Below are 18,103 nucleotides of genomic sequence, written 5' to 3' on the forward strand. Positions count from 1 at the left end.
TTAGTTGTACAGATTCTTTCTGAACCATCGGTCAGCAAAGTTGAATCCGACTTTCAGGTTGATGAAATTCTGATTGATCAGGTTATTCTTAAGAGTTCCTCTTTTTCCTACTTCTATTCCTAATTCAAGACCACTCATTCTTGTGATGCTGCTTGTTTTGAATGGAAGCAATACGCCTCCTGAAATTCCAAACTTATTGATGCTGTTACCGTCTATTTTAAGATTTCCTCTTTCATAGAAAGCTCCATATCTGTAGACTACCCTTGAGAAGTAGTTTCTGAAGTTATTGTAATTAGGTAGATACCATCCTCCGGCAGATATTCTGTAAGTATCCTGGAAATCAAAAGTTTTCCCGAAATAGGAAATGTCTTCCCCTTTTTTATAATCAAGCTGTCCGGATACGAACCAGTGGTTTTCACTTCCGTAACCAACCCCTAAAGATGCCTGTAATGGAAGGAGATTTTTAGAGTTTGTGCTTTTCTGGTCTATGATAGTTTCCAAAGCTTTTACTGTGTTGGCTGCATCAGAATATATATAGGTACTGTTGATATAGTCAGTAGTCATATTACTGGTATTCCCGAAGGTAGCAGTAGCACCAATCGTTAATTTTTTATCTGTACGGCTATTTAAACTCTGATAGCTTCCACCTAGAGTGAAGTTAAAGTTCTTAATACTGTTCTTCGTTTCGTAACCGTTGATGTATTCAGCACCAATACCATCTTTATCAAAAGATTTGAGTTCATTCAGGTCGTAAAGATTTCCAAAATAAAGATTTGCTCTCAAACCTACCGCAAAATTCTGATCGATTTTATAAGAAACAGCTGCCTGAGCAGTATTTAAAGTTCCACTTCCCTTAAAACGGTTCGTATAATATCCGTTTAACGTTGGGATATTATCTACGATTTCGTATCTGTCAACAGTATTTACAATGTCGTAGCTTTTTGAGCTGTATGGCTGATAGGAAAGTCCCATCTTCACTTTTGGAGACAGAGGAAAGGCTAGTGAAATATTAGAAAGATACGTAGAGTGCTTGGTAGACTTTGTATCGTTGTAATTAGTTTTGAAGTAATTGTTTTCGTTGGTAGCCTCCAGCCTGATGCTTGTCAGTTCGAAATTAGAGTTATTCGCAGGGTTTGCGAAATTGAAGCTGCTCGTGAAATCACTGATATAAGCAGTAGATATACCACCCATAGAGGCAGTTTCAATCGTATTATCATATTTTACATCTCCAATTCCATAAGTTGCATACGGAGAGTTGCTTATACTCTGTGCATTTAGGAAGTATCCAACTGATATGAATGATACGGCAAAGATTTTTTTCATTCTTTATTTTTAAAACAATGCGCAAATATCTTAAATATTAATGAATTGTAAAAATTATATGTGGTTAAAGTTTGTTAAGGCGTGAACTGATGGGGTTTTTTGAGGATTTATTAATGAAACATCAGAAGTGAATAATGAATATTGATTTGGTTACAGGGTTCGGGTTGTGACCTATGAAGTATAAATAACCGGATAAGTGATATGAAAAATTTAAACTTTTCAAAATAGATCAAAGCTAATATTAAACATATAAACCAATACCTGTATTTTGTAATTTTAATTAATCAATCCGTAATCCATATCCCGAATTGTGTATCCCATTCCGCGAAACTCTTACCTCACACCAAAATCAATCATTCATATTTATTCCCAAAATTTAACTTCAGATTCTTGTCCAGTTTTTTTATCTTTGGAACATGAATTGGGAGAACATTGCCGGACATGAAAATCTGAAAAAACTTCTTCGGGAAAGCATTGCTGAAAACAGAGTCAGCCATGCCCAGCTTTTTTTAGGGAAAGAGGGCTATGGGACATTTCCTATGGTACTGGCTTATGCCAAAGAGGTATTTCGCCTGGAAAATGAACACGCTGCTTCGAAAGTAGAGCATCTGAACCATTTAGATCTGCATTTCAGTTTTCCGGTTTTTACTGATAATAAAAATTCTTTAAGCAAAAATAAATTTGAAGAATTCAGGGAAATGATCATGGCGTCTCCCTATTCGAGCTATGACGACTGGACTGCTTTTCTTGAATCTGAAAACAAGCAGCTTTTTATTTCTGCTGATGAAATTGATGATCAGAATCAGAAGTTTGCCCTGAAAAGTTTTGAAGGCGGGACCAAAATCCTGATCGTCTGGAGAGCGGATAAAATGAATGTTGCAGCGGCGAATAAATTTTTAAAATTTTTGGAAGAACCTCCCGCAAAGACACTTATTCTGCTTACGGCTGAAACGGCTGATGATATTCTTCCTACCATTCTTTCCAGAACTCAGATTGTAGAAATTCCAAGGATCCATGATGAGGATCTTGAAAATCATCTCAAAAAGAACTTTTCAATGGCTGATGAAAAGATTAGGGAAATTGTGCATGAAGCACAGGGAGACCTTAATGATGCCTTGAAGATTTTAAATTCCGGACACAAAAGTGACGAGTTTGAAAAGCTTTTTGTACAATGGGTGCGTGATGCATTTATGGTTAAAAAGAAGCCTCAGTTCCTTAAAAGTATCATATTCTGGGCCAGAGAAATTGCTGGATGGAACCGGGAAAAGCAAAAGAACTTCCTTAACTACTGCTCTGAGATCTTTAGGCTTGCTCTGCTGCAGAACTATCAGTCTGAAGATTTAGTGTATAAAAAAATTAATGCAGATGGATTCAACTGGGCTGGATTTTCAAAATTTATAAGTGGTGCCAATATTGAAAGTATTCTGGAAGAAATTAATACAGCAGATCTTCATTTGACGCGAAACGGAAATCCTAAAATTGTCTGGACGGATCTGGGTATAAAATTATCACGATATATTCACAAAAATTCATAACTCAATCAGACCATAAAGCTGATGAGTTTTTAATGATCGTATTCAATGAAAAGTCTGGAGATATTCCGGACTTTAATTTTTATAGATAGAAGCGGTACCTCTCTCTTTATTTCAAAGCTTATTTGCGCAGTGTTACTTTTATTAATTAACGGAATATTATCAAGAATTCTGTTTTGTCAATAAGCAAAAATCCACGCAGAATGATCGATTTTTACCTTGAAAAGAGGGTTTAGGGTGAACATTTCAAGCAAGAAGAGTGTAAATGGAGCGACTATTCATACAAATTAGGATATTTTTTAAATAAAAATCAAATTAAATTTTATTTCCAATTTATTAAATTTCAGCTATTTATATTGGCGAATATTAAATGCCTATTAAAAAATCAATCAATCGTTTGATTTTTTAAAAATCTTATGTACATTTGCGCTCTGAAAAATAGAATACTATGGTTTCAAAAGAAGAAAATATCTTATTTGCCGCCGAGAAGCTTTTTGCTGAAAAAGGTTTTGAGGGAACTTCCACCCGGGAGATTTCAAAGGCTGCCAATGTAAATATCTCTATGATTTCGTACTATTTCGGATCTAAAGAGAAGCTGTACGAAAAATTGGTAGAATACAGAATGAGTGAAGGTCAGTTCTTTGCCAAAGATATTCTTGAAAGAACGGATATTAATGAATGGCAGAAGATTGAAAAGATAGTTGATCAGTTTTCGGGAAGAGTAAGGCATCACAAATGTTTTTACAGGATCATGCAGCGGGAACAGCTTTACACGGAAAATACGCAGATCGTGGAATTTCTTAAGCAAACGAAGATGGGTTTTATTTCGATGTACTCTCAGGTTCTTGAAAGCGGTTTGAAAAAAGGAATTTTCACTAAAAATCCTCCTATCTATTTACTTCATGCTACGGTAAGCGGAACTTTATTTTACGCCTCCAATGCCAAAGAGATGTACAAAGAGTTTCTAAATGATACGGAAGACGATGAAGTTTTTGAAGAAAAATATTACACAGAACTTAATAAACATATAAAATACTTACTAAAAGACCTTTTAGGTTATGAAGAGAATAAATAACTCGGTGTTGGCATTATCCCTTTTTATGGGAATTGCAGCCATAAATGCTCAGGAGAAAAAACAGCTCACTCTCGACGAAGCCGTGCAGCTGGGAATCCAGAACAGTAAAAGCCTTAGGATCGATGCCGCTAAGATCGAAGAAGCTACGGCAGATCTTTTGGAAGCCAAAAACAGACAACTTCCGGAATTGAAAGTTTCAGGAAGTTATATGTACTTGCCTATTAAACCTACGATTGATCTGAAACTTTCCGGTGTTTCTGGAGCAGGAGCGGGGAGTCCTGCAGTACATCAGGTGGCTTACGGGTCAGTTAATTTAAGTGTTCCGATTTACAGCGGCGGAAGAATCAAATATGGTATTCAGTCCGCCAAATATTTGGTGGAAGCATCAAAATTAAGCACGGAAAATGATAAAATAGCAATTGCTTACAATGTTGCTCAGGCTTATAATAATTTATTTAAGGCGAACCAATCCATCAAAGTATTGGAAGAAAATCTTACTGCTTCCCAAAAAAGGGACGAGACTTTTCTTAAACTGGAAAACAACGGAGTTATCGCAAGAAATGATCGTTTAAAGGCCAATCTTCAGACATCAAATATAGAATTGCAATTGTTGGAAGCCAAAAACAACTACAATATTGCCAACATCAATATGGATCTTTTATTAGGATTACCTGATAACACCGAAATTGAAGTGGATCAAAATTATATTGACGAAGGTTCTGATGTAAAAGCAGTTGACTTCTATGTAAATGAAGCCAGAGAAAACCGTAAAGACTTACAGGCTTTGGCACAGCAAAGAAAAGCAGCTGAGTTGGGATCAAAATCGGCAAAAGCCGAAAATCTTCCTTCCATTGCATTCACTGGAGGTTATGTAGCGGCAGATATTCCTAAATTTCTTACCATTTACAATGCGGTAAATGTTGGAGTTGGAATTTCTTATAATTTATCCAATATCTGGAAAGAAAACTCTTCATTGAAGCAGTCTCAGGCCAGAGAAAGGCAATTGGCAGCAACGGATGAATTACTGAATGACAACATTAAGCTAGACGTCAACAGAGAATATCAGAACACAGATTACTCAAAAAAGAGAATCGCAGTGTACGAAAAAGCGGCTGAACAGGCTAATGAAAACTACAGAATTACAAAAAATAAATATGATAACGGTTTGGCTACCATGACCGAACTTTTAGATGCAGATGCCGCTCAGATTTCTTCCAATGTGGGAGTCATCAATGCAAAAGCAGATGCAGCATTGGCTTACAGAAAACTATTACAAACTACAGGAACTTTAACAATTAAATAAGATTAAGACCCAAAAATGGAAAATAATAATACACCAGAAATTGAACCTAAAAAGAAAAAAAGTTTAGTTTTCCCAATCATTTTAGCGGTTGTCGTTGTGGTGGGAGGAATTTACGGTTACAGAACATATTCTTACGGACAGGTTCACGAAGAAACTGATGATGCTCAGATTGCTTCCAACATGAGTCCTGTCATCTCACGAGTTTCAGGGTATGTAACGCAGATCAAAGTAAAAGATAATCAGTTTGTAAAAAAAGGGGATACTCTGGTTATCCTGGATAACCGAGATCAAAAAATGGCTTTGGTACAGGCAGAAGCGGCTTTAACGACAGCAAAAAGCAATATTTCAAATGCACAGGCAAGTACAACAGCAACCTCTAAGAGTATCAATACTTCAGAAGCAGCGGTAACAACGGCTAATGCTCAGATAGAAGCCGCAAAAGTAAATGTTTGGAAGACCAATCAGGATTTGAAAAGATATTCTATTCTGGTAAAAGATCATTCTATTACAGAACAACAATATGAGCAGGCTTTGGCTGCAAAACAATCTGCCGACAGACAGTTACAGGTTTTAGTAGATCAGAGAAATCAGATTGCTCAGCAAACGAAAGTAGCTTCTTCCCAGACTGCTGCAAGCTCTCAGCAGATCAGCGTTGCAGGTTCAGTTGCTAAACAGAGAGAAGTGGATGTGGAAAATGCAAGACTTAATCTTTCTTATACCATTATCCTTGCTCCTGAAGACGGATTTGTTGGAAAAGTTCCTATCCAGGCAGGACAATACTTACAGGCTGGATCTCAGCTGTTCAGTTTGGTGAAGAACGACCAGAAATGGGTGATCGCCAACTTTAAAGAAACTCAGGTTGATAAAATGGTGGAAGGTCAGAAAGTGAAAATCGAGATTGATGCTTTCCCTGACAGAGAATTTGACGGAGTGGTAAGTTCATTCTCTCCGGCTACAGGGTCTACATTCTCTATTCTTCCTCCGGACAATGCAAGTGGTAACTTCGTAAAAGTAGTACAAAGGCTTCCTGTTAAAATAGACTTTGTAAAACTGGATCCGAACGTTGCTAAAAAACTGAGAACAGGAATGAATGTGAAAGCTGAAGTTTCGCTTAAATAATTCAAATGTAAAATGTACAGAGTATAATGTAAAATGTATTGCGATTGATCTGATTTTAATCTGCATAACTAAAGAAGAATCTCTGATATAAATTATTAAGGTAGATTACCTTGTACATTTTACAAAATACATTGTACTATAAAAAACTATGCAAGATTCATTAGTAGAATATGGAGCCCGAAGAGTGATCATTACGATCACAGCTATTCTTTGTGCTTTGCTGGAAATTGTGGATTCCACGATTGTGAACGTTGCCCTGAACGAGATGAAAGGTAACCTGGGTTCCACACTTTCTGAAGTAGGATGGGTGATTACCGCATATGCCATTGGTAACGTCATTATTGTACCAATGACAAGCTGGCTTTCCCAACAGTTCGGACGAAGAAATTACTTTGCAGCGTCTATTATCATTTTTACTGTATTTTCTTTTTTATGCGGTAATGCAGATAATATCTGGGAGCTGGTATTTTTCAGACTGTGTCAGGGAATTGGAGGTGGAGCTTTACTGGTAACATCGCAAACCATCATCACGGAATCATATCCTGTTGAAAAAAGAAGTATGGCTCAGGCCATTTATGGTTTGGGAGTAATTATTGGTCCTACATTGGGTCCGCCATTAGGAGGGTATATCGTAGATAATTTTAGTTGGCCTTATATTTTCTATATTAATATTCCTATCGGTATTGCGGCCACTTTAATGACATTACAATTCATCAAGAGTCCGAAATATGCTGAGAAACGAAAAGCTTCAGATGTAGACTGGTTAGGAATCGCTCTGCTGGCAGTTACCGTAGGTTCGTTACAGTATATCTTAGAAAGAGGACATGAAGAAGACTGGTTTGCCAGTGAATGGATTGTACTGTTTACAGTAACTGCAGTTTTAGGATTTATATTATTCCTCTGGAGAGAACTTACTTTCAAGTATCCGATTGTGGAGCTAAGGGTTTTGAAAAACAGTAATTTAAGGATTGGAACGGTCATGTCCTTTGTATTAGGATTTGGTTTATATGGTTCTACGTTTATCGTTCCGTTGTATACCCAGAGTATTTTAGGGTGGACGGCCTTAGAATCCGGAGCATTAATGATTCCCGCGGCATTAACAACCGCTTTCATGATGCCTATTATTGGGAAGTTGCTTTCAAAAGGAGTAAAACAGCAGATCCTGGTATCTTTAGGATTATTTACCTTCTTCGTTTATAGTTTCTGGGGATATAAAATTCTAACTCCGGACACCGGTAAAGATGCATTCTTCTGGATGTTGATGGTAAGAGGAGCCGGATTAGGGTTGTTATTTATTCCTATCACCTCATTGTCATTAAGCACATTGAAAGGTCAGGAAATTGGCCAGGGCGCCGCATTTACAGGGATGATGAGACAGTTGGGAGGATCTTTCGGGATTGCAGCCATCACCACATTTATAGCCAATGCAAGCCAGAAATACCGGGTCAATTTGATTTCTCATTTGGATTCCAATGATTTTGATGTCCAGCAAAGATTGAATGGATTAAAAGCAAGCTTTATGGCGAAAGGGATGACTCCCGATGCAGCAATGAATGCAGCTTATAAAATGATGGATCTTACCGTTACCAAGCAGGCAACAGTATTATCTTATATGGATGTTTTCCTGTACTTGGGAATTGCCTTCTTAATTTGTATTCCGTTTATCTTATTGGTAAAAGAACGAAAAAGCAAAGAAAAAATAGATTTAAGTGGTGTACATTAAATTTTAAATTAATACAAAACCTCCGAAAATTCCGGAGGTTTTTTTATGACCAATACTTGTATATAAAGCCAGATCTTTTCATTAAGCTAAGATACTTTTAAGCTTTCAGCGTGACCTTTACAATTGTGAAAATTTAATATTAGAATCAGCAATGTTATAATGAGCGAAGTCAAAGCATCTGCAACTTAATATTCTTAATCACTTAAAGATTCTTAAGGGTTTAAATTATTATTTTATTTCTGCTGTCCATTCAATCCCACTGATGTCAGTAAGTTTGATCGTATGAACTTCTCCCTTCATCCGAATATCATTAAGACTCACGGTCAGATCAGCCTTTGCTCCAAGCGGAATAATCAAACTGTGTTTTCCAGGTTTTACTTTAGCCACATAATGATTCCGGATATTTTCTTTCGGAAATTTTGAAAGGTCCCTGATGTCCAATGATTTTAAAATCGTCCCGTTCTTGTCCAGAAGATCAATGCCAATCAGGAAAGAACCGTAGACATCTGCACCCTGCGTCCTGTATACTTCAAATGTCAGATCCGATTGAGTAAGCAACACATTGGAAATTTCAATCTTAGGTTTTACAGACTTATTGTGCAGTGTTCCCCAGACTCCGCCATGGAAATATTGATTGGTGTACAATGTAAGTCCGAAAATAAACACAGAACCTGCCAGTACAAGGATTTTTGGATTGGGCAAAGGAAGAACACCCGATCCGAGCCATAGAAACCATTTTTTGTGAGTGAATTTTTTATTTTTCTTAATAAAATAATGATCCAGAGAAAAATTTCCGCTGCCGGTAAGGAACAAAACAAATCCACCTGCAATTCCTAAAACACCAATTTGCCATTCATCAAGACACGTGGTTCCGATCCAGCCGGAACCCAGTAGAATTCCCATCGCAAGACCGAAAATTCCTATGCTCATCAGTCGGGTAAAAAGCCCCAGTATAATGAAGAGTCCTACAATAGCCTCAATGAGGGTAAACGTAATCATTGAAGTTTCTAAAGCATCGGGGTGAGTGACCAGGTACTCGATAATCGGTTTTATTCCCAGAGCATTGGGCAGGAAATGATTGAATTTTTCACCAATATATCCGGCTTCATCGGGAATAAGTTTGTTTTCGAGGACTAGCCTGCGCCAGAAAGCTGAAAAGTAAGTCCATCCGATTACCAGACGGAGTGATAATGTATAAAGTCCGGCCAGGTCATAAGACCGGCTGTCTGAAGTATGTTTCATTGAAATTGTATTGAATTAAAAGACTGTTTGTAGACAATGTGATTAAGATATAATCTAGATCAGATCCAATTTCAATCTTTTAAATAAGATATATTTCGGCGGACTGTTTCCGGTAGATTGCCCGGAATACTTATTTTGGGAGATTACTTTCCCTTTTTGGGAATATATTGCAGCATCTAAAGCCGTAAAGTACTTATTTTCCTTTGATTTCAGACTGTTTTTAGATACAGAACCTTTGTTTGAAGAACTTTCGGTTGACAGATCACAAACAGATGCCTCACCAATTGTAGTTTTTACTTTATTTAAACCACTGATATACTGAATGTCAAGAATACTAAGAAGATCTCTTTTTACAGAACACGGCGATAATGAAAACGAAAGAATAAGCATCATGAAGAATGCTCTGTAGTTTTTCATATGGATTTGGAGTGCCTGCATTGCTGCAAAACTACATTTTATTTTAGATTTTCAACCAAGAATTGTAAAAATTCATTCTGTTGGTCCACGAAAAGATAATGCGAACAATTGTCGATAAGTTTAAAATGATTTTTTCCGGCTATCTTCTTCATGTCATTAAGCTGTTTTGTGGAGAATATTCCATCATCTTTTCCATAGACGGCAAAAATAGGAATTCCTCTTTTTTTTATTTCTTTCAGAACAGAGATATTGTTAAGATTGTTTTGAGTTTCGTTTCTATAAAATTTCAGTGGTGATTCGGCATTTCTGAAGTTTGTGGAATAAAATTCACCTGCTTCATATTCTTTTCTCAATTGCCTGCTTTCAGGAGTCGGAGAGGGCATCAAAAAGAAACTCATTTCGCTGGCTGTTTCATAGCATCTTTTTCGGTAAGCAGCAGAGTTCTTGCTTAATTTTTCGATCTCATGGATTTCATTAAGTTTTGAAGGATCATTTCTGAATTTCTCTTTAGCCTGCTTTAAAATATGGTCATACGTTTCCTGCTGGGAAAATAAAGCGCCTGCAAGAGTTAGTGAACTTACTTTTTCAGGAAATTGTCTGGTAAATAAAGTTCCGATAATTCCTCCAAAACTGTGGGCTAAAATATTGGCCTTCTTAATACCATATTCTGCATAGATTTGGTTGAGGTCATTAAAACTTTCTTTAAAAGTCATGGAAGCATTTTCATCTTTGGATCTTCCTTCTCCGCGTCTGTCGTATACAATAACGTAAAACCCTTTATCCGCAAGTTTTTGGGCTGTAGTTCCTTCAAATAATGTAGCATTTCCGCTGGGTCCGCCATGAATGAAAATCACAGGAGCATCTTTTGGATTTCCATATGCTTTTGAATAGATCTTCTGGGCATTAAAGGAAATGAATATCAGAGCAAAAAAGAAGGCTAGAAAAGGTTTCATAGATTATTTTAAGATCTCTAAATTATGCTATTCCGGAAAACTACAGATCATAAAAATAAAAAAATAAATGCTACTGACTAACAGTTGTCACAATCCTGCATTATCTTTATCGTTTCAAGTATTTCAGTTCGGCAATTAAAACAACAAAAATTATGGATCAAAATCATCTGGATGAAATGATCAGACGCTCTCTGGAGATCAGAGAAAAGTATCATCAGCTGGAAATTCAACAGAACGTTAAAGAGTGGACTTTAGAACAGGATGCCTTAGCTTATCTTACGGATGCAGGTTTACTGGGACGAAATATAATGTCACATGAAAAAACATGGACAAAATCAAACTCCAGAGAAGAACTTGAACATAAAATGGGCGAAAATATCTGGTGGCTGATGATCTTGGCAGACCGGACCGGAATTGATATCAAAGATGCTTTAGGAAAATTTTTAACGAAAACAGAAAATATATTACAATGAGTTATTGTTCAGCCATAGCAGGAATGCAGCCGGAAAGCAGAAAAGAACTTCACAAAAATTACCACGATCATCATTACGGATTTCCGATTCATGATGATCATGAATTGTTCGGAAGATTGATTATGGAGATTAATCAGGCAGGTCTGAGCTGGGAAACGATTTTAAAGAAAGAAGAAAGTTTCAGACAAGCGTATGATCATTTTAATATTCAAAAAGTAGCAGCTTACACGGAAGAAGACCGTGAACGTCTTTTGGGTGATCCCGGAATAATCAGAAATAAATTAAAAGTAAATGCCGCGATAGAAAACGCTAAAACCATCATCGAACTCCAAAAAGAGTATGGTTCATTCGAAAAATGGCTGGAACATCATCATCCGAAAACATTACAGGAATGGATGAAGATATTCAAAAAAACATTCAAATTTACAGGTGGAGAAATTGTCAATGAATTTCTGATGAGCATTGGATTTTTAAAGGGATGCCATGACGAAAGCTGTCCGGTATATAAAGAAGTTTTGAAACATAAACCCATGTGGGAAAAAGGATAAAACCTCCAATCTGGAGGTTTGCATTTCAATTTTATAGTTTCAATTATTTTAAACTTCTCACGGTAACATCAGGAGCCTGTCCTTGCGGAACGATAAAAATAGCATTGTCGCTGATCGTATCTCCCGGATCAAAATAATAACTTCCCGTTACAGGAATAATTCCATTAGTGAATTTCCCGGATTTATCGTAAGCAGAGTAGGTCACGTTGATCATCTGTGCTTTCATTTTTAGTTCGATCTTTTTGGAAGTCAGCTTGGCGCCGGTTGCATTGATGCAGTTCAGTTCTACAAGTCCGATATTACTCACGATCTGGGGGTAAGAAGACAGTCTGATGTTGTATGCTTTGTCTGAGGTATTTCTTACAGAAGCTGAAACCTTATAACGGTCATAGGGCTTTCCGCCTGCTTCAATACTTTCTTTGTTTAAAATATTAAAAGTAACACTCATTCCATTGACTTCAATGGTTTGGCCGTCCGAAATTTTTTGTGCGTTTGCATGAACTCCGAATAAAAGAAACATGGACAAACTGAATAAAAATGCTAAGTTTTTCATAGGATAGTTTTTGATGGTTAAGAGAGATTAAATTTACAAAATATTAGTCCTGTGCATTAAAGTAAATGAGAAAATTATTTTCCTCGCCTTCAATGTAGAGATAATCAAAAGCTATACCCAACTGATATTCATAACGGCCCTTATTAACATTTTGAAAATGAAAAATCCTGTTTTCTTTGGTAAACTCTTTCAAAGAACAATAAAAACTGTTCACTTCTTCTAAATTTTCTGAAGGATCCCGATTGCTGTTCTTTGAACGTTCGCGGCCAAAGAACCATGTGTAGATGATTTCCCTGAATTCAAATTCAGTTATTGATCTTACAGCCAGTTCTTTATTGTCTTTTAACGCAAAATAGGTTCTCATGAAATCTGACGCATCTGTTGAATGATCAAAGACCACGATATCAAATTCATAGAAATAATTGGCACGGGGATTATTCCTCGAAGCATGGGAAAATAAAATGGTTTTCAGAAAATCTAGTGTAACCATGAATATGATGTTTTATGTTTGTTTATTTGGTGAAAACTTAATGTGTTTGTTTCTTATTGACCACCCCGTCAGATCTTTGATCTGCCACCCCTCCGTGGGAGGGGAATTGAGGTTGAGTTCACGATATTCTATATAGTACAGGGAATTTCAGAGAATTACTGTGGTGTGATTTCTATGATTTTTTTAGTTCGGAAATTTCCTGTTTTTGAGTCATAATTGCCTTATGCTCTATTCCCCATTTTTCAAATTCCAGAATGATAGGTTTAAGTTTGTAACCAATTTCTGTGAGTTCATATTCCACACGGGGCGGAACTTCGGCATAGACCGTTCTGGTAATGATCCGGTCTTCTTCCAGCCTTCGAAGTTGCAGGGTGAGCATACGTTCTGTGATATTGGTCAGCTTCTTTCTAAGCTCTCCAAATCGTAGTTTTCCATTGATCAGGTAACAGCAGATCGCGAGTGCCCATTGTCCGCCAATCGTATTGGATGCGTAGATTTCAGGACATTCGTCTGAAAGCGCCTTTTTATTGGCAAAATTGGTTGATGTTTCTTTTATCTTAGTCATTACTTACATTTTTTATAGTACCATACAATTGGGCACTAACATCTGAACTGTAAGTTACATCTATTATTTTTGCTGAAGAAATGTAAACGAAAATGAAAACATTAATCATAGTTATTCACCCCGATATCGAAAAATCGGTGATCAATAAAAGATGGATCGAAGAATTAAATAAACATCCTGAAAAATATAAAGTTCATTCCTTATACGAAGTCTATCCAGATGAAAAAATAGACGTTGCGAAAGAACAGCAGTTAATAGAATCTTATGACACCATTGTCTTTCAGTTTCCGTTCTACTGGTTCAGCAGTCCGCCACTTTTGAAGAAATGGTTTGATGAGGTACTTCTTTACGGTTGGGCTTATGGAAGTAAGAGCGGATACAAAGCAGGAGGGAAAAAAATATCACTGGCGGTCACCGCTGGAATTGATGAAGAAGGATACCGTGCATCAGGAAAATACAAATATACCATGAACGAGCTTTTTCGTCCTTATGAACTGACTTTTGACTATATCAAAGCAGATTATAAAGAGCCTTTTGTTTATTATGGAATAGAAAATGATCCTTCTGAGGAATGGATTGAAAGGAGTGTTCCGATGTACCTGGAGTTTTTGGATTCACTGTAAACAGATAACGGTCATGTCTATTGATATGATCGTTCTTACTTTTCGGATTTTCTTTCTTTTATAAATCCACTCACGTTTATCTTTGTTATTCTTTATAATCTACATTTTCAATTTTCCAACTGATTAATGTCGAATCGGCTTTATAAGTTAAATGCAGATTGATATAACCATTAGGATCAATCATGCCTATTTTTTCTTCAATATAGTAAATTTCAGATCCGTCTACTGTATCAATTTCGTTAGGTTTTCCGATGAGATTGATCACCTTTTCTTTGTTCCTTTATGATTTCCGTGTTCAAAGGTAAGGACATTTTCCATCAGATCATCAAGCATTTTCTTGCGGTGTCCGTCATAGAGTCCTGATTCTATAGGAATCCACTGGGCAGAATCAAATGTTTCGGAATGACAGGATTGTATAATAAACAAAATTCCTGTAAACAAAAGGTATTTATGGATGGATCCTGATTTCATGGAATATGTTTTTAGTTAAATGCTTGTAAATCTATAGCTTGATCTTGAAAATATTCCTTAAACTTATCTGAAAGCTTTTCATCTTTAAATTTGATGATGGTATAGCTGCTGTCAATGGCTATAATTTCAACATATGATTCCTTAATTAAATATTGGTCTACTTTCCATACCTTTTCATCTTCTGCAGATAAATTTGAAATAAAACCAGGATCTAATTGAGTGTTTTTGGGAATAGCAGAAATAACGCCCCAAATCATTTGAGTACGGGATTGATAAATAACATCAAATTCTTCTCTTTTAAGAATAAAATAATCTCTTTCAAAGTTAATGGGGATTTCATTATCTGACATAAAATCTAAATCTGCTAAAACCCAATCATAATCAATGAGGTTATCCCAAATTGGTTTTAAAACTTTGTGGAGGTTTGTGTGGAATTCTACAATTTTTGTGCTTCTTATGATCCAGTTCATTTCTAGGTGTTGCTATTCTTCAAAACGACATCCATTCTCCTCTCAGCCTCTTCCTGCGAAATCCCATTATAAAAATCATGTACGAAAGGATGATCAAGGCTTTGATGAGGAAATACAAAAGGACGTCCCACACTATTATTTACAACAACAGTGGTTGGAATGCTTTCTTCAAAATCGTAGTCCGGAAGATAATTCGATAACCAACCGAAATATTCAGTTTCAAATTCTTTATTGTCATAATTTTCGACATATTCATTAAAGCTTTTTTCACTCAATGACACCCAGATTCCGTATTCCACATCCTGACAGCTGTTTGCCACTTGCTGAACCATGACAGCACGAATGAAATAGTGTGCATATTCTGGATTTTCCACAATACAGAGGTCTGAAGTGAGTTCAGCATTTTTCTGTTCTTCTTCAGATAAATTTGAATAGAAAAGAGGGAAAGGGTACGCCAGAGCAGGCCAGTCCTCTTTTTCTTCTCCACAGCATTCACAAATGTATTTCATATCAATTGATTTAAGGTTTATCTTCGTAAAAATTGTCTAGTTTTAAATCCAAAATTTTAGGAAATTCCTTTACCACACCTAAATAATCATTTTGATTTAATATAAACTGATATCCTAAATTTTGATATTCTTTTTCCATTAATACAATTTTGCCCGAATAGTTTTGATGATCAAGAAGGGGGAGATATAAAGAGATTAAATAGGGTTTTCCTTTTAAAGAAAATTCAATTTGGATAAATTTAGGATCTTCGCCACGTTTTAAAGAGTCATTGAAGATGTCTGCTGACTCATATTTTGATTGGGCAAGATCAGAAAATATATTTTTTAAAATAGGTTTTATTCCGGATTTTTCGAATTTTTCAGCATCCCCCTGAACAGCAAAGTAACCCGTTTCGTTTTTAAATTTTGTCACTTTATTGGGTCCTTCATCGTAATAAATTCTGAACCAGGTAATGTCATCAACGTTAAATTTGAAGTCCTCAATTTGTTTGAGGTTCGGTCTGTGATTTCCTGTATTTAACGGCTGTTTTTTTAAATGAATCCCAGCCAGCTCTTTCGTTCCGTATTTTTTTAGAAAACTGAAAATTAAAGTCTGTGATGACTTAAAATTATAATTGATGTTATTGACAAAGAGAGTATCCTTACTATTCCCTGTGACTTGCAAAGAGGGAAGAATATCTCTTTTGTCCGTCGGTATTTTTTCATTTTTAAAAAGTGAATTAAGCTGCTCTGTGAGTTGCATTATTTGACTGTCTGAAATAGTTTTTCTGATATCAGGGGCAAATAAATTTTTGAATTCCGTTGGTTTATTTTCTTGAATTAATTGTATAGCTCTTCCTGTTGTGATCAGCATTTCATCTTCTGAAAGGATCTGAGACCTAAAACGGTCAGGAGTCTGAGCTGTTGTATGACCAGCGAAAATGATTAAAATTAGCGAAATATGTTTTAAAACATTCATTTTTGTCTAAATAAAAATTAAATCTAAAATACTCAAAATTCCTTATCCCACCGTCGGCGTGTCCGCTTCTTTCAGGATCTTTTTCTCCTTCATTGAAAGCATCATCCGTTCATATTTATATTTTTCCCAGTCGAATTGGTTCAGGAAATCCAGGGCGGCCTGGAATCCCCTGTTGAAAAGATCCTCTTTTTCTTCTCTTTTCATAAAGAAATTCAACCAGCTGCTCGTTCCGCAATTAACGCTCTGAATACTGTAAAGGCGATAAAAGCTATGTTTCGTTAAAAATGATTTATCATTAAAACCTTTTAAGGTACTGATGATATTTCCCGCATAAGAAAAAGGAGTTTTAAGAATTTCTTCATTGGTTTTTCCTTTTTCAGACAGGATATCAGAGTCGCTGGTGAGTTGTACTCCAAAAAGAGGCATTCTTGGATAAAATACGTCGCTGGCATGAAAAATATCGATCGGAAAATTGGAAATACTTCCGCCATCAATGAAAAGTCCGGAAGGATAGATGTCTTCCGGTTTTGTGTTCATCCAGAATTTCCATGCATATTTTACCGAGCTGTCATCCTTATTGATCATTTTCCGGAAAGGTTCAAAAAAGAAGGGGACAGACATCGACGCTCTTACAAATTCGGCTGGACTGGCGTGTTTCAGTTCTTCCTCAGACCAGTATAAATTAGCCATTGTAGGAAGCTCTACTTTGATTTTAGCATTAATATCGGTCGTAATGACGATGTATTCCGAACGAAGCTGGTAAAACGGATTGTTTTTGTAATAATCATTGTTCACCGCACTTTCATAGAAAATTCTGTAGCGGGTCTGGTCGATATGTTCCAGATTTTTAGCTTTAATCGCTTCAATACTTTTTAGGGCAATGGTATAATATTCTCCCGTATTCCCGTAGCGGTAATTGAGATGAAGATCATGTTCCTTCTGGATAAATTTTTCATTAAGCTGAGCCACCGTTTTGATCCCGAAACCGTCCAAAACACTTTGCATGGTCTCTAAAAAAGCATTTCCCGGATTGAATCCGCTGTTCTGCCTTTTGAAATCATTGTAAAACTTTTTAATGCAGAAAAAGGAAATAATGACCGGAATTAAAGGAATCAGAAAAAGCAGTTTAGCATTAAGCGTGGTTTCCGGTCTGGCTACGAAAGGGATAATGACCAGAATGACCATGATGACCGCCAAAATAATCGCATTGATTTTAAAAAAATTCTTATTGTTCAGAATTGCATGAATCGTAGTTTTCACATAGGTTTTTCCATCCATGAAATCGGCGAAATTCCAGCTGAACAGGATATCTTTGATTACTTCACTTTTAGCCTCCTCTTTGGTTTTGCAGGCTGCAATAAGCATCGTATTAATGGCGCCGGCACTGGTTCCTGCCACTTTAAGAAAACGAACTCCGAAGACTTCCAAACCGTAAAGATACCCTACAAGAGCACTTCCCCAGACACCGCCTCCTTCCTGAACAAACTCTACATATTGATTTCCCTGCGCATCCAGTAAATCAGAAAACTCCCTGGACGAAATATTTTCATGCAAAGCACTGAGTTTCTCTTTGGACTCGTCGGAAAGTACATTTTCCTCAAGAATTTTGTTTAGAATGTCAGTTTTCATGGGCAGTTTGTTGTTGGTGCTGTCGGTCAAAAGCAAAAGCGCCAAGTTTTTTAATTATTACTCTGCTGCTAAACTCATTACGAACCTTGAGAATGAATCTCAAATTTGATTTAAAGTTAGCAACAAA

General features: G+C 36.4%; 21 protein-coding genes. 8 read left to right on the plus strand and 13 right to left on the minus strand.

Annotated features, from left to right (window positions below):
- On the minus strand, positions 1–1,323 hold the full coding sequence (locus tag EG346_RS13700; protein ID WP_073332890.1) for a BamG family beta-barrel-assembly machinery protein: 1,323 nt from the start codon (positions 1,321–1,323) through the stop codon (positions 1–3).
- 416 nt (positions 1,324–1,739) lie between these two features.
- Here EG346_RS13700 and EG346_RS13705 point away from each other — a divergent pair, with 416 nt between their 5' ends.
- From EG346_RS13705 to EG346_RS13725, 5 genes are all read left to right on the plus strand, one after another.
- Positions 1,740–2,858: a DNA polymerase III subunit gene (locus tag EG346_RS13705; protein ID WP_123879255.1), complete on the plus strand. Its 1,119-nt coding sequence runs from the start codon at positions 1,740–1,742 to the stop codon at positions 2,856–2,858.
- Positions 2,859–3,303: 445 nt separating this feature from the next.
- Entirely contained in the window at positions 3,304–3,930 is a 627-nt protein-coding gene (locus EG346_RS13710) for a TetR/AcrR family transcriptional regulator (RefSeq protein ID WP_073332884.1), read from the plus strand.
- Positions 3,914–5,233 (plus strand): TolC family protein, encoded by a 1,320-nt coding sequence (locus EG346_RS13715; protein WP_123879257.1) that lies wholly within the window; start codon positions 3,914–3,916, stop codon positions 5,231–5,233. Before EG346_RS13710 ends, EG346_RS13715 begins: the two co-directional genes overlap by 17 nt.
- 15 nt (positions 5,234–5,248) lie before the next feature.
- Complete coding sequence (locus tag EG346_RS13720; RefSeq protein ID WP_073332879.1) at positions 5,249–6,352, plus strand: HlyD family secretion protein; 1,104 nt, start codon at positions 5,249–5,251, stop codon at positions 6,350–6,352.
- A 148-nt stretch (positions 6,353–6,500) separates the two neighbouring features.
- Complete coding sequence (locus EG346_RS13725) at positions 6,501–8,075, plus strand: DHA2 family efflux MFS transporter permease subunit (protein ID WP_073332876.1); 1,575 nt, start codon at positions 6,501–6,503, stop codon at positions 8,073–8,075.
- 228 nt (positions 8,076–8,303) lie between these two features.
- Here EG346_RS13725 and EG346_RS13730 read toward each other — a convergent pair whose 3' ends face one another.
- The 3 genes from EG346_RS13730 to EG346_RS13740 are packed head-to-tail and all read right to left on the minus strand — an operon-like array spanning position 8,304 to position 10,687.
- Positions 8,304–9,317, minus strand: coding sequence for a TQO small subunit DoxD (locus EG346_RS13730; RefSeq protein WP_123879260.1), 1,014 nt, complete (start codon positions 9,315–9,317; stop codon positions 8,304–8,306).
- Positions 9,318–9,371: 54 nt separating this feature from the next.
- Complete coding sequence (locus tag EG346_RS13735; protein ID WP_123879262.1) at positions 9,372–9,755, minus strand: hypothetical protein; 384 nt, start codon at positions 9,753–9,755, stop codon at positions 9,372–9,374.
- Positions 9,756–9,772: 17 nt separating this feature from the next.
- Positions 9,773–10,687, minus strand: coding sequence for an alpha/beta hydrolase (locus tag EG346_RS13740; RefSeq protein WP_123879264.1), 915 nt, complete (start codon positions 10,685–10,687; stop codon positions 9,773–9,775).
- Positions 10,688–10,839: 152 nt separating this feature from the next.
- Here EG346_RS13740 and EG346_RS13745 point away from each other — a divergent pair, with 152 nt between their 5' ends.
- Together EG346_RS13745 and EG346_RS13750 are read left to right on the plus strand one after the other, a co-directional pair.
- On the plus strand, positions 10,840–11,160 hold the full coding sequence (locus EG346_RS13745) for a nucleoside triphosphate pyrophosphohydrolase family protein (protein WP_123879266.1): 321 nt from the start codon (positions 10,840–10,842) through the stop codon (positions 11,158–11,160).
- A complete protein-coding gene (locus EG346_RS13750; RefSeq protein ID WP_123879268.1) occupies positions 11,157–11,708 on the plus strand; it encodes a DNA-3-methyladenine glycosylase I in 552 nt (183 codons plus the stop codon). Before EG346_RS13745 ends, EG346_RS13750 begins: the two co-directional genes overlap by 4 nt.
- Positions 11,709–11,751: 43 nt before the next feature.
- Here EG346_RS13750 and EG346_RS13755 read toward each other — a convergent pair whose 3' ends face one another.
- The 3 genes from EG346_RS13755 to EG346_RS13765 all read right to left on the minus strand — a co-directional run bounded on the left by EG346_RS13755 (position 11,752) and on the right by EG346_RS13765 (position 13,316).
- Positions 11,752–12,261: a hypothetical protein gene (locus EG346_RS13755; RefSeq protein ID WP_123879270.1), complete on the minus strand. Its 510-nt coding sequence runs from the start codon at positions 12,259–12,261 to the stop codon at positions 11,752–11,754.
- A 43-nt stretch (positions 12,262–12,304) separates the two neighbouring features.
- Entirely contained in the window at positions 12,305–12,751 is a 447-nt protein-coding gene (locus EG346_RS13760) for a hypothetical protein (RefSeq protein ID WP_123879272.1), read from the minus strand.
- Between the two features lie 172 nt (positions 12,752–12,923).
- Complete coding sequence (locus EG346_RS13765; RefSeq protein WP_123879274.1) at positions 12,924–13,316, minus strand: winged helix-turn-helix transcriptional regulator; 393 nt, start codon at positions 13,314–13,316, stop codon at positions 12,924–12,926.
- Positions 13,317–13,408: 92 nt separating this feature from the next.
- Between EG346_RS13765 and EG346_RS13770 the strand changes: the two genes are divergently transcribed.
- On the plus strand, positions 13,409–13,939 hold the full coding sequence (locus EG346_RS13770; protein WP_123879277.1) for an NAD(P)H-dependent oxidoreductase: 531 nt from the start codon (positions 13,409–13,411) through the stop codon (positions 13,937–13,939).
- A gap of 85 nt (positions 13,940–14,024) precedes the next feature.
- Here EG346_RS13770 and EG346_RS13775 read toward each other — a convergent pair whose 3' ends face one another.
- From EG346_RS13775 to EG346_RS13800, 6 genes are read right to left on the minus strand one after another with little or no spacing between them, the layout of a single operon-like run.
- On the minus strand, positions 14,025–14,204 hold the full coding sequence (locus EG346_RS13775; protein ID WP_123879279.1) for a hypothetical protein: 180 nt from the start codon (positions 14,202–14,204) through the stop codon (positions 14,025–14,027).
- On the minus strand, positions 14,201–14,410 hold the full coding sequence (locus EG346_RS13780) for a hypothetical protein (RefSeq protein ID WP_123879282.1): 210 nt from the start codon (positions 14,408–14,410) through the stop codon (positions 14,201–14,203). The genes EG346_RS13775 and EG346_RS13780 overlap by 4 nt, the downstream gene beginning before the upstream one ends.
- Before the next feature lie 11 nt (positions 14,411–14,421).
- Entirely contained in the window at positions 14,422–14,880 is a 459-nt protein-coding gene (locus EG346_RS13785; RefSeq protein WP_123879284.1) for a hypothetical protein, read from the minus strand.
- Between the two features lie 2 nt (positions 14,881–14,882).
- A complete protein-coding gene (locus tag EG346_RS13790; protein ID WP_123879286.1) occupies positions 14,883–15,389 on the minus strand; it encodes a DUF2199 domain-containing protein in 507 nt (168 codons plus the stop codon).
- Between the two features lie 10 nt (positions 15,390–15,399).
- On the minus strand, positions 15,400–16,347 hold the full coding sequence (locus EG346_RS13795) for a hypothetical protein (RefSeq protein WP_123879288.1): 948 nt from the start codon (positions 16,345–16,347) through the stop codon (positions 15,400–15,402).
- 42 nt (positions 16,348–16,389) lie between these two features.
- Positions 16,390–17,976: a patatin-like phospholipase family protein gene (locus EG346_RS13800; RefSeq protein ID WP_123879290.1), complete on the minus strand. Its 1,587-nt coding sequence runs from the start codon at positions 17,974–17,976 to the stop codon at positions 16,390–16,392.
- Between the last annotated feature and the right edge of the window lie 127 nt (positions 17,977–18,103).

The sequence above is a fragment of the Chryseobacterium carnipullorum genome (genome assembly GCF_003815695.1).
Classification (GTDB): Bacteria; Bacteroidota; Bacteroidia; order Flavobacteriales; family Weeksellaceae; genus Chryseobacterium; species Chryseobacterium carnipullorum.

What these genes read in the sequence shown, in the direction of transcription:
- EG346_RS13700 (WP_073332890.1), bottom strand. Translation starts at nt 1,323, where the DNA reads ATGAAAAAAATCTTTGCCGTATCATTCATATCAGTTGGATACTTCCTA.
- EG346_RS13705 (WP_123879255.1), top strand. Translation starts at nt 1,740, where the DNA reads ATGAATTGGGAGAACATTGCCGGACATGAAAATCTGAAAAAACTTCTT.
- EG346_RS13710 (WP_073332884.1), top strand. Translation starts at nt 3,304, where the DNA reads ATGGTTTCAAAAGAAGAAAATATCTTATTTGCCGCCGAGAAGCTTTTT.
- EG346_RS13715 (WP_123879257.1), top strand. Translation starts at nt 3,914, where the DNA reads ATGAAGAGAATAAATAACTCGGTGTTGGCATTATCCCTTTTTATGGGA.
- EG346_RS13720 (WP_073332879.1), top strand. Translation starts at nt 5,249, where the DNA reads ATGGAAAATAATAATACACCAGAAATTGAACCTAAAAAGAAAAAAAGT.
- EG346_RS13725 (WP_073332876.1), top strand. Translation starts at nt 6,501, where the DNA reads ATGCAAGATTCATTAGTAGAATATGGAGCCCGAAGAGTGATCATTACG.
- EG346_RS13730 (WP_123879260.1), bottom strand. Translation starts at nt 9,317, where the DNA reads ATGAAACATACTTCAGACAGCCGGTCTTATGACCTGGCCGGACTTTAT.
- EG346_RS13735 (WP_123879262.1), bottom strand. Translation starts at nt 9,755, where the DNA reads ATGCAGGCACTCCAAATCCATATGAAAAACTACAGAGCATTCTTCATG.
- EG346_RS13740 (WP_123879264.1), bottom strand. Translation starts at nt 10,687, where the DNA reads ATGAAACCTTTTCTAGCCTTCTTTTTTGCTCTGATATTCATTTCCTTT.
- EG346_RS13745 (WP_123879266.1), top strand. Translation starts at nt 10,840, where the DNA reads ATGGATCAAAATCATCTGGATGAAATGATCAGACGCTCTCTGGAGATC.
- EG346_RS13750 (WP_123879268.1), top strand. Translation starts at nt 11,157, where the DNA reads ATGAGTTATTGTTCAGCCATAGCAGGAATGCAGCCGGAAAGCAGAAAA.
- EG346_RS13755 (WP_123879270.1), bottom strand. Translation starts at nt 12,261, where the DNA reads ATGAAAAACTTAGCATTTTTATTCAGTTTGTCCATGTTTCTTTTATTC.
- EG346_RS13760 (WP_123879272.1), bottom strand. Translation starts at nt 12,751, where the DNA reads ATGGTTACACTAGATTTTCTGAAAACCATTTTATTTTCCCATGCTTCG.
- EG346_RS13765 (WP_123879274.1), bottom strand. Translation starts at nt 13,316, where the DNA reads ATGACTAAGATAAAAGAAACATCAACCAATTTTGCCAATAAAAAGGCG.
- EG346_RS13770 (WP_123879277.1), top strand. Translation starts at nt 13,409, where the DNA reads ATGAAAACATTAATCATAGTTATTCACCCCGATATCGAAAAATCGGTG.
- EG346_RS13780 (WP_123879282.1), bottom strand. Translation starts at nt 14,410, where the DNA reads ATGAAATCAGGATCCATCCATAAATACCTTTTGTTTACAGGAATTTTG.
- EG346_RS13785 (WP_123879284.1), bottom strand. Translation starts at nt 14,880, where the DNA reads ATGAACTGGATCATAAGAAGCACAAAAATTGTAGAATTCCACACAAAC.
- EG346_RS13790 (WP_123879286.1), bottom strand. Translation starts at nt 15,389, where the DNA reads ATGAAATACATTTGTGAATGCTGTGGAGAAGAAAAAGAGGACTGGCCT.
- EG346_RS13795 (WP_123879288.1), bottom strand. Translation starts at nt 16,347, where the DNA reads ATGAATGTTTTAAAACATATTTCGCTAATTTTAATCATTTTCGCTGGT.
- EG346_RS13800 (WP_123879290.1), bottom strand. Translation starts at nt 17,976, where the DNA reads ATGAAAACTGACATTCTAAACAAAATTCTTGAGGAAAATGTACTTTCC.